Annotated in this window: 12 protein-coding genes; 3 read left to right on the plus strand and 9 right to left on the minus strand. The window is 40.5% G+C overall.

The annotated features are described in order from the left end of the window. Positions 1 to 71: 71 nt before the first annotated feature. Together KTG12_RS01885 and KTG12_RS01890 are read left to right on the plus strand one after the other, a co-directional pair. Positions 72 to 389: a metal-sulfur cluster assembly factor gene (locus KTG12_RS01885; protein ID WP_005634484.1), complete on the plus strand. Its 318-nt coding sequence runs from the start codon at positions 72 to 74 to the stop codon at positions 387 to 389. Between the two features lie 4 nt (positions 390 to 393). Next, the gene (locus KTG12_RS01890) at positions 394 to 1,170 is read left to right on the plus strand and encodes a UDP-2,3-diacylglucosamine diphosphatase (protein ID WP_005634487.1); all 777 of its coding nucleotides are present in this window, start codon (positions 394 to 396) and stop codon (positions 1,168 to 1,170) included. 96 nt (positions 1,171 to 1,266) lie between these two features. Here KTG12_RS01890 and KTG12_RS01895 read toward each other — a convergent pair whose 3' ends face one another. The 5 genes from KTG12_RS01895 to folP all read right to left on the minus strand — a co-directional run bounded on the left by KTG12_RS01895 (position 1,267) and on the right by folP (position 5,844). Beyond that, positions 1,267 to 1,497 carry a hypothetical protein gene (locus KTG12_RS01895; RefSeq protein WP_046451767.1) on the minus strand — a complete coding sequence of 77 codons (231 nt, stop codon included), beginning with the start codon at positions 1,495 to 1,497 and terminating at the stop codon, positions 1,267 to 1,269. A gap of 265 nt (positions 1,498 to 1,762) precedes the next feature. After that, positions 1,763 to 2,962 carry an acetate/propionate family kinase gene (locus KTG12_RS01900; protein WP_005634493.1) on the minus strand — a complete coding sequence of 400 codons (1,200 nt, stop codon included), beginning with the start codon at positions 2,960 to 2,962 and terminating at the stop codon, positions 1,763 to 1,765. A gap of 85 nt (positions 2,963 to 3,047) precedes the next feature. Continuing rightward, positions 3,048 to 4,061, minus strand: a complete 1,014-nt coding sequence (gene pta, locus KTG12_RS01905; protein WP_005634495.1) for a phosphate acetyltransferase — start codon at positions 4,059 to 4,061, stop codon at positions 3,048 to 3,050. A gap of 132 nt (positions 4,062 to 4,193) precedes the next feature. Further along, a complete protein-coding gene (gene cdaA, locus KTG12_RS01910) occupies positions 4,194 to 4,979 on the minus strand; it encodes a diadenylate cyclase CdaA (RefSeq protein ID WP_005634496.1) in 786 nt (261 codons plus the stop codon). 4 nt (positions 4,980 to 4,983) lie between these two features. Then, complete coding sequence (gene folP / locus KTG12_RS01915) at positions 4,984 to 5,844, minus strand: dihydropteroate synthase (protein ID WP_122300563.1); 861 nt, start codon at positions 5,842 to 5,844, stop codon at positions 4,984 to 4,986. 96 nt (positions 5,845 to 5,940) lie between these two features. On the opposite strand from folP, the gene murF reads away from it, so the two are divergent. Beyond that, on the plus strand, positions 5,941 to 7,227 hold the full coding sequence (gene murF / locus KTG12_RS01920; protein ID WP_005644658.1) for a UDP-N-acetylmuramoyl-tripeptide--D-alanyl-D-alanine ligase: 1,287 nt from the start codon (positions 5,941 to 5,943) through the stop codon (positions 7,225 to 7,227). Between the two features lie 762 nt (positions 7,228 to 7,989). Here the strand turns inward: murF and KTG12_RS01925 are convergent. The 4 genes from KTG12_RS01925 to KTG12_RS01940 all read right to left on the minus strand — a co-directional run bounded on the left by KTG12_RS01925 (position 7,990) and on the right by KTG12_RS01940 (position 15,712). After that, complete coding sequence (locus KTG12_RS01925; RefSeq protein WP_155143430.1) at positions 7,990 to 9,252, minus strand: acetylxylan esterase; 1,263 nt, start codon at positions 9,250 to 9,252, stop codon at positions 7,990 to 7,992. 33 nt (positions 9,253 to 9,285) lie between these two features. Beyond that, a complete protein-coding gene (locus KTG12_RS01930; RefSeq protein ID WP_119216454.1) occupies positions 9,286 to 11,136 on the minus strand; it encodes a RagB/SusD family nutrient uptake outer membrane protein in 1,851 nt (616 codons plus the stop codon). A gap of 10 nt (positions 11,137 to 11,146) precedes the next feature. Further along, complete coding sequence (locus KTG12_RS01935) at positions 11,147 to 14,581, minus strand: TonB-dependent receptor (protein ID WP_005634519.1); 3,435 nt, start codon at positions 14,579 to 14,581, stop codon at positions 11,147 to 11,149. A gap of 147 nt (positions 14,582 to 14,728) precedes the next feature. Then, positions 14,729 to 15,712: a FecR family protein gene (locus tag KTG12_RS01940; protein WP_022322052.1), complete on the minus strand. Its 984-nt coding sequence runs from the start codon at positions 15,710 to 15,712 to the stop codon at positions 14,729 to 14,731. Positions 15,713 to 15,734: the final 22 nt, after the last annotated feature.

Below are 15,734 nucleotides of genomic sequence, written 5' to 3' on the forward strand. Positions count from 1 at the left end.
TGTTATTAATTGTCAATTGTCAATTGTCAATTGTCAATTAATTCGTACGTTTGTATTCAAATTAAAGAAATATGAACAACGAATTCCTCCAAACAGAAGAAGCGATTGTCGCCATGCTTAAAACCGTATACGACCCGGAAATCCCGGTTAACGTCTACGATCTTGGCCTGATCTATAACATAGAGGTAGACGATGAGAAGAACGTTCGCATCGACATGACCCTCACCGCCCCCAACTGTCCTGCCGCCGATTTCATTCTGGAAGATGTCCGGATGAAGATAGAATCTGTCGACGACGTGAACAACGTGGAAGTAAACCTCGTGTTCGAACCTGAATGGGATAAGGACATGATGTCCGAAGAGGCCAAACTTGAATTAGGTTTTTTATAGAGACATGGATTCCCTTCGAAAGAAAATATATTTTGCATCGGACGCCCATCTGGGTGCCCGCTTCCATAAAGACCCGCTTGCCGTCGAAAAGAGACTGGTACGCTGGCTGGACAGCATCAAAGACGAGGCAATGGCTATTTATTTCCTAGGGGATATGTTCGACTATTGGTATGAATATAAATACGTCGTACCGAAAGGCTTTGTCCGTTTCCTTGGTAAATTGGCGGAACTATCCGATAATGGAGTGGAAATCCATATATTTATCGGCAATCACGACATCTGGATGTTCGACTATCTGCCAAAGGAGATAGGTGCGATCATCCACCGGGATGTGCTCACTGTAGACCTTTTAGGCAAACGGTTCTTCCTCGGACATGGCGACGAGGTAGACTATAGAAGCAAGGCATTCCGTTTCCTTCGCACCCTTTTCCGTAATAAATTCTGCCAATGGCTGTATGCGGGCATCCATCCCCGCTGGACGTTCGGCTTCGCTCTCGGCTGGTCGCTCAGCAGTCGTAAAAGCGGATTAAAAAAACATAAGACAAGGGAAGCAGCCGAATACCAGGGCGAAGACCACGAGTATATGGCCCTCTTTGCAAAAGAATACCTCAAGACACACCCGGATATCAACTTCTTTATCTTCGGACACCGCCATATCATGCTCGACTTGATGCTTTCACGTACCGCGCGCCTACTGATCGCGGGTGACTGGATGCAATATTTCTCCTATATCGTCTGGGACGGGGAAATGCTGTATATGGAGCAGTTCGAAACAGAGTAAGAAGAGAATTAGTTTTTACTAATATTTATCGTTACATTTGTATAATCATACTAAATAGAAAGACGATGCAAACTGAACTCTCCAATATAAGCAAAATCAAGCATGCTTCACTTCAATAGAAATTGGTGGCTTAACAGTCATTACCGGAATTAACGATTCTGGTAAAAGTACGGCAGGTAAAGCTTTGTTCTGTGCAATCAAAGCTCTATCAAGCAGTGAAGGAGATTCTTTTGAGTACAAAACCCGTATCGTTCGAGAATGTATTAATACCCATCTTAAATCAAACAACGGAACAGCATTAATAAACGATGCATTCCAAAGAGCCATTGATTCCGAATTTATTCAGAACATTTGCACAGAAGGGGCGGAACAGTCATCTGTCATATTATCCGATGAGACAGGACAATGTCTTTTTACAATTCAAGACAATCAGGTTGTCAGATCTTTTAAAGATGAAAGTTTCTATCTACCCCTTGTTTATTGTAAAGATTTTGACCGTTTCATTTTATAAAAAAAGACCGCCCCAACCGGTGTCGGGGCAGTCTAAACACTAATCCTAATGTTTTGTAAGCTGTGAGGATTAGAATAATTATTATTTACCTAATATATCCATTGTATCGGCAGCGATCATGTATTCTTCGTCTGTCGGGACCACAATGATCGTAACCTTGCTGTCCGGTGTACTGATGACCATTTCTTCACCACGCATACCTTCATTCTTTTCAACGTCAATCTTCATGCCCATGTATTCCATGTTTTCACAAACGACACGACGTGTCGCCCACTGGTTTTCACCGACACCACCGGTCCAAACCAAGATATCGCAACCACCCATGGCAGCAGCGTAAGCACCGATATATTTCTTGATGCGGTAGTTGTAAACATCCAAAACCATAGTAGCACGTTCATCGCCTGCCTCTACGGCTGCTTCCAAATCACGCATATCGGAGGAACCACCGACCAAGCCGGCAACCCCACTCTTCTTGTTGATCAAGTCTGATAAACCATGACCATCCAATCCTTCTTTTTCCATGATAAAGGAAAGAGCACCGGCGTCTACGTCACCGCAACGAGTACCCATCAGCAGACCTTCAACCGGAGTCAGCCCCATAGAAGTATCAACACATTTGCCATGATCTACGGCAGCGATGGAACCACCGTTGCCTACATGAGCCGTAATGATCTTCTGTTCTTCATAAGGAACGCCCAGGATTTCGCAAGCGCGACGGGAAACATAGCGGTGGCTTGTTCCATGGAAACCGTAACGGCGCACACCGTATTTCGTATACATCTCGTAAGGCAAACCGTACATATAAGCCTTAGCCGGCATTGTCTGGTGGAAAGCCGTATCGAATACTGCTACCTGGGGAATACCCGGAATCAATGCTTCCATAGCATCGATACCCTTCAGGTTAGCCGGGTTATGCAACGGAGCCAGATCCGAACATTCGATTACCTTGTTGATCACATCCCGGTCGATCTTCACGCTGGAAGCGAACTTTTCACCTCCATGTACCACACGGTGGCCGACAGCGTCGATTTCGTTATATTCCTTAATGCAGCCGTATGTCTTGTCAGTCAGAATACTCAGGATAAATTCGATACCTTCCTTGTGGCCGGGCATTTCTTTTTCCAAAACAACTTTCTTACCGTCTTTGTCGGTCAGTTTCAGGAATGCACCGGGCAGACCGATCTTTTCGATACCACCTTGTGCCATTACTTCACCGGATGTCATATCGAACAATTTATATTTAATAGAACTACTACCGCAGTTTAATACTAATACTTTCATGATTTAATGATTTATGAGTTGGGATTTTAGGAATTTATGAATTATGATTTATCATCGTCACATAAATCATAATTCATAAATCAAATTATTTATTTGCTTTCAAACCTATCGACTGGTTACATGCAATCGCAACCATCTTATAGATATCGTCAACAGAGCAACCGCGAGACAGGTCGTTAACCGGAGCAGCCATACCCTGCAGGATAGGACCTACAGCTTCTGCACCTCCTAAACGCTGAACCAGCTTATAAGCGATATTGCCCACTTCCAGAGTCGGGAATACCAAAACGTTAGCCTGTCCGGCAACATCGCTGCCCGGAGCCTTCAATGAAGCGACCTTTTCAACCAAAGCGGCATCGGCCTGCAATTCTCCGTCAACCTTCAGGTCGGGAGCCATTTCTTTTGCCAGACGGGTAGCTTCGACAACCTTGTCGACCATCTCGTGAGAGGCACTGCCTTTCGTAGAGAAACTCAGCATGGCGACACGCGGTTCCATTCCTACGATATCGCGGGCTGTAGCAGCTGTAGCAATAGCGATACTTGCCAATTCTGGTGCTGTCGGATTCGGCATTACGGCACAGTCGGCAAATACCAAAATGCCTTCTTTACCATACTGGGGAGTCTTTGTAAACATCAGGAACGCACCTGAAACGCAACTCATACCCGGAGCAGTCTTGATAATCTGCAAAGCGGGACGCAACACATTGCCGGTCGTGTTCTGTGCACCAGCGATTTCACCGTCGGCATCGCCGGATTTAATCATCAGGCAGGCAAGAAACAAAGGATCTTCTACTAAAACGGCAGCCTTTTCAGGAGTCATACCCTTTTTCTGGCGCAGCTGGAAAAGCAGGTCTGCGTAAGCGGCTTTCTTTTCGTGATTCTTCGGATCGATAATAGTAGTTTGTCCGATGTGGTTCAACCCGTACTGAGCAGCCAGGCTGTTGATTTCAGCGGGGTTGCCAATCAGGATAATGTCTGCAACTTCGTCGGCCACTAAACGGTCGGCAGCTTTCAATGTTCTTTCTTCTGTTCCTTCAGGAAGAACGATACGCTGTTTGTTTGCTTTAGCGCGTGCAATAATCTCTTGCATTAAGTCCATAGCGGAAGATCTGTTTTTATTATATTGTTAGTTAGATATCACAATAATCGGGTACAAAAGTAGGCAAAATGCAATATAGAGTTTGCAAAATCAGTAAAAAATTTACATGCAGACTTATCAGTTTCAGAACATTTAACAATAATTTGTTACTTCCTTCTCCCCTGACAGGATTTGTTGCAAATCCTCTGCCGTAACGTTCACTTCTATTTTACCATTATGAGCGACCGATATCTTCCCACGTTCTTCCGAAACGATGATTACCAGTGCATCCGTTTCGAGCGACATTCCCAAGCCGGAACGATGGCGTAATCCCATATCTTTCGGCAAATTAGCGTTTTGGGCAACCGGAAGAATACAGCCGGCAGCCTTGATACGGTTGTCCGCAATGATCATGGCGCCATCATGCAAAGGACTGTTTTTGAAGAATATATTTTCGATCAGGCGGGCATTGGCATCAGCGTTGAACATTTCACCGGTATGCTCATAAACGGTCAGATCGACATCCTGCTGGATGCATATCAGTGCTCCCGTCTTTTTCTTCGCCATATTCATGCAGGCCAGGACAACCGGGGCAATGAACTTTCCTTCGTTCTCCTTGTCATGGTTCTTCTTCGAAAATATTTTTCCCAGGAACTTCCATCCCCTGTGCGAACCAAGTGCCACCAGAAAACGACGTATCTCATCCTGAAACAAAATCACCAGCACAAGGAAACCGACACTGATAAACTTGTCGAGTATCGCTCCCATCAAACGCATCTCCAACACTTGGGAAACCAGAATCCAGACAATAATAAACGACACTACTCCACTAAAGATAGCCAGAGTTCCGGAATTCTTCATCAGCTTATATGTCTGGTACAAGAAGAAGGCTACCAATAAAACATCAATCAGGTCTTTTATTCCGAAATTCATCCACATAATATTAACAGTTGAAAGTTGAAAGTTGAAAATTGAAAGTTTTCGAAACGAGTTTGACTGCTTCTACTGCGGCTTTTACGTCGTGGACACGAAGGATATCCGTCCCATTCAACAAAGCGATCGTGTTCAGGACTGTCGTTCCATTCAGGCTGTCGGCTGGTGTTCCACCCAGATATTTATAAATCATGCTCTTGCGGGAAACACCGACGAGCAAAGGTAAACCGAAATCCTTAAACTCACGCAGATGTCCCATTAACGTATAATTCTGGTCTACCGTCTTACTGAAACCGAAACCGGGATCCAATATAATATCGTTCACTCCCAACAAACGGAGCTGTCGGACTTTCCGGGCAAAATAGAGCATAATCTCCTCCATTATATCTGCATAATCGGTATGTTGCTGCTTCGTCTGAGGAGTTCCACGCATATGCATCATTATATAAGGTACATGCAAACGGGCGACCGTCTCAAACATTCCAGCATCCAACTCTCCTCCCGAAATATCGTTGATTATCGCGACGCCGTATTCTTCGACGCAACGACGTGCCACATCCGCCCGGAATGTATCGACAGACAGGGTCACATCTGGATAATGCGTATTCAGTATTTTCAAGGCAAAAGCCAGACGTTTCATCTCCTCTTCCGGTGAGACCTCTGCGGCATCGGGGCGGGAAGAATAACCTCCGAGGTCGATGATCCGTCCTCCCTCGGATAAAATTGCCTGTATGCGTTCCTCAATTGCAACTTCCGTCTGCTTCCTACTATCGGCATAAAAAGAGTCGGGAGTGACATTCAGAATCCCCATCACCAGCGGAGTATCGAGTGAGGTAAGCGTTCCTCTAATATTGAGCGTTTTATGTAACATTCTTATTTTTCTTTCCGACAAAGATAAAGGTAAATACATTAAATCACTACATTTGCGCAAAATAACTCTCATAGAAATTATAAAGGGAAAAAGACTATGACTATTCCTGAACTATATGAATTGTTTATACACAATCCGAAAGTGACAACCGACAGCCGAAACTGCCCTCGCGGTTCGATTTTCTTTGCCTTGAAAGGGGATAAATTCGATGGTAACCAATATGCAGAAAAGGCGCTGGCATCCGGTTGCGTGTATGCGGTAATCGACAATCCGGATTATTTTATAGGAGAACGCACAATCCTTGTGGACAACGTGCTGACGACCTTGCAGCAATTAGCGCACCGCCACCGTAAAGTGATCGGCTGTCCGATTATCGGTATCACCGGAACAAACGGAAAGACAACGACCAAGGAACTGCTGGCTTCCGTCCTGTCTACCAAATACAACCTTCTCTACACCGAAGGCAACCTGAACAACCATATCGGCGTACCTCTCACCTTGCTCCGCCTGACGCACGACCACGAAATGGCTGTGATCGAAATGGGAGCCAGCCATCCGGGCGATATCAAAGAGTTGGTCGACATAGCACAGCCAAACTACGGGATTATCACCAATGTCGGGCGTGCCCATCTGGAAGGTTTCGGCTCATTCGAAGGTGTGATCAAAACAAAGGGTGAATTATACGACTATATGCGCCGCACGAAAGGTAAGATATTCATCAATCAGGATAATAAATATCTGAAAGAGATCGCCAATGGAATCGAACAGGTCACATACGGTTCCGATGAAACGGCTTTTGCCTGGGGATGTGTAGTCAGCTGTAATCCCTACCTGACTTTCGAATGGAAGCAACAGGGCAAAATCCACACAGTGGAAACCCATCTGATCGGTAACTACAATCTGGACAATGCCTTAGTTGCCGTTGCTGTTGGCCGTTTCTTCAAGATTCCGGCAGAACGCATCAGCCGTGCCATTGCCGCTTACGAGCCGACTAACAACCGTTCACAACTGAAAAAGACTGAAAATAACGAACTGATCATCGATGCCTACAACGCAAATCCGAGCAGCATGAAAGTCGCTTTAGACAATTTCGCCACAATGCCTGTCTCGCCCAAAGCTCTCATCTTAGGCGACATGCGCGAATTAGGTCCTACAAGCGACGAACTCCATACCGAAGTCGTAGCCCGGATCAAGGAAGGTAATTACGATAAAGTATTTCTGTGCGGCGAACATTTCCAAAAAGCCGCCGGAAAAGACTTCACCACCTATGCCACAACAGAGGAGCTGATCGAAGCCTTGCGCAAAAATCCCTTGGAAGGATATCATGTGCTGATAAAGGGATCGCACGGGATGGCCCTGGAGAGGGTGGTAGAGGTTTTATAAAAATCCACAAATCCGATTCACATGAAGGAGGTACATATCTCTGCAAAGAGATGAATTTCGATTGCGAAAACAACTGTCATACCATCATGCTTTGCCTTTTATATAATGAATATCAATCTCTACATAGAATGATAGCAGGCATGATGGATGTTTTTTTAACTATCATACTATCATAGATATAATAGCTTTTTCACACACAACATATAGCTTATTATCAGCAATATAGCTATATATTTTTGTCGAGATCCGGGTGTCACCCCCCTGCAGACCCAGGTCTCAAGACCGCTCAGATGGGGGTGTAAATGGACCTGATACGCGTATTTTGAGGAAAAGAACTAACGTCTTTTGCTTTCCAAAGTACCTTATTCCGGCAAAAAAGGCTTATACATTCTCAAAAACATTCTGTTTTAACACTTCCAAAGTACATCTATTTCCGATAAAAACGACCAAAATGATGGTTAAACAGCTGATTTATGATAGTTGCATGATAGTTGAAATGAGAACTATCATAGCTGTATATCTTGATATTCAACCTTCACACAAGAAACATGATGGTATGATGGTTGTTTCTAAATCAACATTCATAGATTCAAATATTCTTATATAGAAAATACCTCTAAGATACTAGCTTAGCCTCCTACGCTGTGCTGTTTCTTAGAGGTATATCAAGTTTTTGAAAAGCTATGTTGAATAATGAATAAATATTCCTTCAGAAACCAAAATCCAATATTTCTATTTTTTAATCTTTACAGGAAATCCAATTTACTTAAAATGTAAATCACAGAAATCCATAAAGCGCTCCCAATCATAATCTGTCACATCATGTTTACCTGCCCGTATATGATAACCTACATCATTCATAATTGGTTGATGAACAGCCGGAGGAACTGGTGAGTCCAACCCTTTCATTTTGTATAATTCATAAACTTTATTGGTATAATATGCAGATAAATATTCACCTTTAGGATCAGCCCAAAGATCGCCTTCCGCACTCGCTACATAAAGGTGGCGTGGTGCTATTAAAGCCAGCATCTCATGCTGGTCAAAAGGCAAATTTTCTTCATTACCTGCATATTGACTAAATGCAGGGCAAAACCAATGAGAAAGAACAGTTGTTATGCGAGCAATATTTTCCCCATAAACTCTTTTTGACAAGGCAGCTCCTCCACAACCAGAATCATTCGATATGACCACTTTGAAACGTGAATCCTGAGCTCCAGACCAAAGCGCAGCTTTCCCCTGTCTGGAATGTCCCATTATTGCAATTTTACTCATATCTATTCTTCCCTCACGTTCCAAATAATCAACAATACGACTTGATCCCCAAGCCCAAACTCCAATTGCTTCCCACTCATCATGATTTTTGGATCCTGATATATAATCAGGGAAAAGAGAAGCTACACTATAATCTCTCAACTCTGCTCGATCCGGATAGATATCATGATAACACATAGTCGCTACAGCATATCCACGTTCTAATATTTTATCATAACACCAACGGTTTTTCTGCGCTCCTCTTGTCCATACGGGACTATCTTTGCCATGTACAAACCTTAATCCTGGAGAATAGTAAATCGATGGTTCTAATGTTGTCGTTTGATTCCCCATAAAATTATATCCAACAAACACAGGTACTCTTCCTTGTACATGGTTAGGAATATATAATAATAGAATTGCATCTATTGTTTTCTTCCCATTTGTAAAAGTGAACAATATTTGTTTACAAGTTGCTTTACCATCCATTGCTTTAGGATCACAAGCCAATAAGGTATAAGACACATCGATTTTATCAGTCGGTGTCCGTCCATAGACCTTAGACATAAATATCTCTAAAATTTCCGGTCTTCTTACCTTTTCCCATTCATCCGCAGTGGTTACTTGCTGTCCGTCATTACAAATAAGAGGATCCGGCAGCACAAAATCAGGGACTTTACTTTCATCATAATTTATTCCTTTTATGATCGCTTGACCATAAGCAAAATTACAAATCAAAGAAAGAAATAATATATAAAAAAATGATCTCATGATTCATTCTATTTTTAATAAAACATCCATTTGTTATAATTGACCAACTTTCAGTGGCTCTACATTTTTCTCTGCACCAGGATAACCGATATTCTGATTTATAACCCCTTTCGTATTCGCATTAATAGCTGATGCAGGAACAGGCCATAACAGATGATGGACACTGATTTTATATTCAGCCCAACGATGCTTGATGCCTTTATTATAAAAATTATTCTTAGCATTTACCCAATCATACCAAAAATTGATTCCCTCTTGTTTAATATTAGAACCAGCACCTCCGGGTCCCGATATATTATCAAGACTATAACTTCTTCCAAAATATTCACAATTTCTACCAGTACGAGCATAAGTAAAAGCTATACGAGTAATTTCTACGTGCCTATTTTCTTCATAATACAGCTCACGCGCCCGTTCATCTAAAATTGAACCGATATTAATATCTGAAGCGGTCAAAGATTCTGCTCCAGCTCGATTACGTACGACATTCAACATCTCTGCAACTTTAGCTGGTTGTTCTTTCCAATAATAAGCTTCTGCCATCAATAGATAAACTTCCGCCGAGCGATAAATATACATAGGAGTTTCACCTCCCCAATACCAACTCGAAGAAAGTGGATCAGGTACATATAGTTTATAATGAGGCCATTGATACCAAGCTCGAATAGAATCTTCTACAGACATTGCTGGGTTTTTCACCAAATGTGTACCATAATAAATGTTTCCACTTGTTTTTAACGTCGGATCATTATAATACAAATCAGATGGACTTATCCAACTATCACGATTATAAACACCTCTTAAATCGTTTTTCTCCTTTTCCGTCCATATTGTGTACTGATAATAATTAGTACAACGGGCTCTACCAATACCTCTTCCATACGTTTTATTTATTTCATATTGAGATTCCACATTATCAGTATAAACAATTCCAGACATTCCGTCTGGGGTCGTAACTCCAACTACACGTGGAATTGTATTTCTCATCAATTGAGATCTTACAGATCCTTGAGCATTAGGGTATGATACAATATACATCAACCCCTCGGTATTTGATATATCCATTTTTGCTTCAACACTGTGCAGATCATGCATTAAATTGGTTTTAGGTTTGTTTTGATTTGATGTAAAACGAGTTGTCATTAATGGATGTTCGGCTACTATAGATTGTCCTATTTGTATTGCTTCGTCAAAATATCCCAAGCATATATTTATTTTCATCAACAAAACCCCACAAGCACTTTTTGAAACTTTCCCACGATTGACATTATCAGGTACATTTTGATAAGAATATTCCAAATTTCTTTTTAATTCTTCCAAAATACTCCATCTGTCGTAAGAATAAAAATCGGTCTTAGGTTCTGCCAATTCGTAATCTAACCAAGGGATATCGCCGAATTGATGAACTAATTTATAATACCAATAAGCCCTATGAAAATAAGCCTGTCCCAAAATCCGACTCTTATCTTCTTCATTTGCAAATTTTCCTTCATCAATACGAGCAATGATTATATTTGCAGATTTAATGGCTTTGTAACCATGTGTCCAATACCATCCGACACGAGTATAATCCATATTGTCCAAAGGCATATCAGGTAATAAAGATTTATCCATATCCATTTGAGGCCCAGCTTTATCAGTAGTTCCTTCCACACAAATATCCGATTGTATCATCTCTGTAAGGATGGCACATCCATCTCCATTATACTCATCGTGCATTTCAGCTTCGCATGCAGACAAAGTAGCTTCAAACCCATCAACTCCAACATAAGTATCTTCTGGAGTATGAAAAGATAATGGCTTAGGCTCTAACCAACTATCTGTACAAGAATTGAGCGATAAAAAAGCTACAGCAACGCATATATATATATTCCTACTTTTCATAATCTAATTTTTACAATGTAACATTAATACCTAAATTAAACGTACGAGGAGTAACAGAGCCGCTCTCTGGATCCCAGAAATTCCAATGAGGAGCAAAAACTGCAGCATTCTGAATACTACCCGATAAACGTAAAGACTGTATAGCAAATTTATTTATCCACTCTTTCGGAAAATGATAAGATAACGTCACATTTTCCAAACGTACAAATGACTTATTTACATAATTAGTTCCTATGTTCTTTGAGCCAATACGTGCATAATCATTTATTGGATTTGTAGCCGTCCATCTTGGGAAATCATAGTCCGAAGTTCTATCTGGAAACGAATAATTATTGGCAGCCCTTTGAAAAGCGCCGTAATGTCCTAAATAAGAATATAAGACAGCCGATAATGAGAGATTTTTATAAGTCCATTCATTCCTCAAAGTCCAACGAAAACGAGGAGTTGTATATCCTTGAAAAACTTTATCTTTATTATTCATGATACCGTCTCCGTTTTGGTCGACATATTTAAAATCACCAGGTTGACACCCATAAATCGCAGCTTCTTCACGTTCATCTTTTTGCCAGACTCCAGCTCTCTCATAATCCCAAATACGATCCGGATCTTGACCAATAAACCATTTATTGGTTTCATCATCCGACTCTTTTTGTCCAATAACATTTCCATTCTCATCCAAAACATCGACCATATCACCATAAAGGCTATTTATTTTTCTTCTATTTAAAGAAAAATTACCAGAAGCGAACCATTTGAAATCTTTTGAATTAATAATATTTGCATTTAAAGTTAATTCAAATCCTTTATTCTGTAACTGCCCCAAATTGGCAGTTACACTATTAAAACCAGTAACATCGGGTAATGCTCGTTTTACTAACAAATCATTTGTCTTAGATACGTAAGTTTCAATGGAACCACTCAACAATTCATCGAATAAAGAGAAATCCAAACCAAAATTAAACGCAGCAGTTCTTTCCCATTTTAAATTATGGTTTGCCATCGTATTTACAAACATCTGAGAAATTGTATAAATATTGCCTGTTTGGTCAATATAAGGTCTCAAACTTGATTTCATTTGAGCCAATGCTGCATACTGGCCAATATCTCTATTTCCATTTTCTCCCCAAGAAATTCTCAATTTTGCATAATTCAGCCACGAATTTGCTTGTTGCATAAATTGTTCTTGAGTAAAAACCCATCCTAAAGCGACAGAAGGAAATGTTGCTCGAGGGTTTTTCTTTCCAAATGCAGAATATCCGTCACGTCGGATAGAAGTTGTCAACATATATTTGTTATTAAACGAATAAAATAGACGAGCCATTAAAGCATCCCCTGTTTGATACGTATCATCACTTGATACTTTTTGTACTGATCCCGATTGCAACTGATGATATCCCAAAACATCATTAGGCGTATATCCTTGAGCCTCTGCCGTAGTGGACCAATACTGAGCTTTTTCTGCATTCGCTAACAGTGTGACTTCTACTTTATGCTTCTGAGCAAATTCTCTCTTCCAGCGAATGATATTATCTATTTGCCAACTGAACTGTTTAGTATTCGTTCTAACTGAAGCTCCTCCTATAGCTTCCCATTTTTCTCCTTCAGATGAATAATGATTATAATAATCATGCCAACTATAGTAAGGAGTGAAATTCAAAGTATATTCGATTCCAAATGGAAGTTTAACTTCTGCATACAGTTTTGCATTTAAATTCTGATACAAATCTTTCCTTTCTGTATACATATTATCATAGAAAGGATTGACAGGGTCCATTCCTGTCGGATTTCGTCTATAAGGGCTTTCTAAATTATCCACCTCATTTGCTCCATAAGGTGAAATCATAGTCATTTGCTCCCAAAGACACTTCAAAAAGCCTTCATTTCGAGAGGAAAATTGAGCATTCATACCTACAGAAAGGAATGATGTGATTTCTGTTTTCACATTCATTCTTGCTCTAAAATTTGTATATTTATCTCCGGTAATAATACCTTCCCTATCCGCCCAGTTCAATGAGTAATATTGCGAAGTCCTTTCTGTAGCATTCGATACACTAACTGTATAATCTTGTTGTAATCCCGTTTGAAATACAAGATCATCCCATTTCGTAATTCTACCTGCAAAATAATTATCAATTTCAGGAGTCAGTAAATTCAGACGGGATAACCATTGAGTTTCCAATTGTTTATCAGTGACAGATGTGGCAGGTACACTTTGGTCATAATTATACCAAACAAGCGGATCGACACCTTGTAGCTTAAATGGATTTACAAATATTTGAGGATATTTAGCCAAATATTCATCCGAATTTCTCCCTTCATTATAATCCTGCCTAAATTTCAAGAATCCCTCAGCATCCAATATTTTAGGTTGATTCGCAGATTTTGCAAAAGAGATATTTGCATTGAAATTAATCACAGGTTTCCCTTGAATTCCTTTTTTTGTTGTAATTGCAATAACTCCATTTGCGGCTTTTGCTCCATATACGGCAGACGAACTCGCATCTTTCAAAACATCTACACTTGCAATATCTTCAGGAGTTATATCTGACAAATTTCCTTCATAAATCACTCCATCTAAAACAATAAGAGGTGAACTGCCCGCAGATAAAGTACCTTTACCCCGAACAGATAAATCAGCCTCAGCTTTAGCATCAGTAGCTATACCAATATTCAAACCAGCGGCATTCGAACGTAAAATATCTTGTACATTTCGAGGAGCCTGAGCTGATAATTTTTCGGCTTTTACACTAGAAACAGCTCCTGTAAGATCCTTTTTCTTCGCTGTTCCATAACCTACCACTACAACCTCATCCAAAACTTCGGTATCTTCTTTCAATTTAATACTAAAATTTGATTTATTTGCTACGATTATTTCTTGTGGAGTATACCCAATATAGCTTACAACCAACGTGCTGTTTTCATCGACTTCCAAAGAAAAATTTCCGTCTACATCCGTTATCGTACCATTCGTCGTTCCCTTTTCTACAACATTTGCCCCTATAACCGCTAAACCGTAAGTATCAACTATTTGTCCACTTATTTTTTTCTTTTTCTCTTGATTTACAGATTTAGAAGAGGTAGACAATAACGTAATATAGTTATTTTCAAACTGATAACTAATACCTGTGTTTTTAGTAATCATTTCTAGATAGTCTGCAACTGTAGCTGTTTTTGTGTTAAAAGAAACAGTCTTGTTGACATCCACATCCTGATCCCGAAACACAACCAAATAGTCAGTTTGCGCCTCAATCTCTTTGACCAATTGTTTTATTGTCATGCTATTCTGGCTAAGTTTGATCTCTGCATTTTGTGCATCTGCTTCTTCTGCCATCAATTGAAACACACATACAAACAATAGGAAAAGTGATATTCTCATAATCCTAAAAAAATATTTAATGTTACTATTATAGATAATAAAAGGCAACAACAAAGTTTTTCTTTTCATATCTTTGTTCTAAATTTAAAGTGAATACTAAAAAATTACGACTTGTGTTTGCTTTAACTTCTGCGGCAGTTGTTGGTAGCTTCTGCCGCTTTTGTTTTTCTACTGTTCTTTCATCATAGGCTATACATTTTTATGTTTGACATGTTCTTATTTTAAGGTCACTATGTTCCGCTCTGTGTCTTTCTCTACTTTGAATTTGCGGATTTGCTGCAATACGCGGAAAACATCGTCGAGACTGTCGCGCTGCCTGAATTTTCCCGTATAAGTATCTTTGAATAAAGATGTGTCTTTTACTACGATCTTTACGTCATAGTAAAGTTCCATTTTTTCCAGAATATTGATCAAAGGTTCATTTTCAAAGGCATATATACCGTCAAGCCATAAAAAATGAGCTTTCAGGCGAATCGGTTCTACCTTCATCTTTCCGTTCGAGACAGTCACTTGTTGATCCGGTTCCAAAATGATCCCGTCAGATTCCTTATTCCGGAAAAAGACGCGTACGGAACCTTCCAACAAACTGGTTTGTACATAGCCGGTCGCAGGATAGCTGCACACGTTAAATTGGGTGCCTAAAACTTCCATATCGACATCATGCGTAGAAACAATGAAAGGGCGGGAAGGGTCTTTCGCCACTTTGAAGAAGGCTTCTCCTTCGATCGTAACATTCCTTTTATCATCGGTAAAACTGGCTGGATAGATCAACTTCGACTTCGCATTCAGCCAAACTTCCGTCCCATCCTGCAAGACCAGTTGTGCCCGCTGTCCGGCAGGAGTATACAGAGTATTCATCACATTCTCCGATAAAAACTCCGCTTGCTCAGGCTGTGCATACCAATATGTCAATATACTTGTTGAAACGACTAATATCAGGATAGCAGCCGCATACCCGATCCGGCGTGTCCAACGCTTCCACATCACGGAGTGTTGCTTTTGCAAAATAAAGCAGTCGTATTTCTGTTTGCCGATTGTTTTATCCTGCACCTGATGTCCTAAGTTCAACAAGGCATATAGATTTTGATACTCTACAAATTCTTTTTTGAGTTCTTCACTCGCCTCGACATCGCGCAGCAGGGATAGTCGCTCTTCCGTGGAAAGTTCCTCATAAAAGTATTTATGTATCCGTTCGTTCATATTTTCCGCTTTTGTTCTTAAT

It is taken from the genome of Parabacteroides sp. MSK.9.14 (genome assembly GCF_019041495.1).
In the GTDB taxonomy this organism is placed as follows: domain Bacteria; phylum Bacteroidota; class Bacteroidia; order Bacteroidales; family Tannerellaceae; genus Parabacteroides; species Parabacteroides merdae.

Coding starts and splice junctions, on each gene's coding strand:
- KTG12_RS01885 (WP_005634484.1), top strand. CDS start 72: ATGAACAACGAATTCCTCCAAACAGAAGAAGCGATTGTCGCCATGCTT.
- folP (WP_122300563.1), bottom strand. CDS start 5,844: ATGTTACATAAAACGCTCAATATTAGAGGAACGCTTACCTCACTCGAT.
- cdaA (WP_005634496.1), bottom strand. CDS start 4,979: ATGTGGATGAATTTCGGAATAAAAGACCTGATTGATGTTTTATTGGTA.
- KTG12_RS01935 (WP_005634519.1), bottom strand. CDS start 14,581: ATGAAAAGAAAAACTTTGTTGTTGCCTTTTATTATCTATAATAGTAAC.
- murF (WP_005644658.1), top strand. CDS start 5,941: ATGACTATTCCTGAACTATATGAATTGTTTATACACAATCCGAAAGTG.
- KTG12_RS01895 (WP_046451767.1), bottom strand. CDS start 1,497: ATGGCTCTTTGGAATGCATCGTTTATTAATGCTGTTCCGTTGTTTGAT.
- KTG12_RS01925 (WP_155143430.1), bottom strand. CDS start 9,252: ATGAGATCATTTTTTTATATATTATTTCTTTCTTTGATTTGTAATTTT.
- pta (WP_005634495.1), bottom strand. CDS start 4,061: ATGGACTTAATGCAAGAGATTATTGCACGCGCTAAAGCAAACAAACAG.
- KTG12_RS01890 (WP_005634487.1), top strand. CDS start 394: ATGGATTCCCTTCGAAAGAAAATATATTTTGCATCGGACGCCCATCTG.
- KTG12_RS01930 (WP_119216454.1), bottom strand. CDS start 11,136: ATGAAAAGTAGGAATATATATATATGCGTTGCTGTAGCTTTTTTATCG.
- KTG12_RS01940 (WP_022322052.1), bottom strand. CDS start 15,712: ATGAACGAACGGATACATAAATACTTTTATGAGGAACTTTCCACGGAA.
- KTG12_RS01900 (WP_005634493.1), bottom strand. CDS start 2,962: ATGAAAGTATTAGTATTAAACTGCGGTAGTAGTTCTATTAAATATAAA.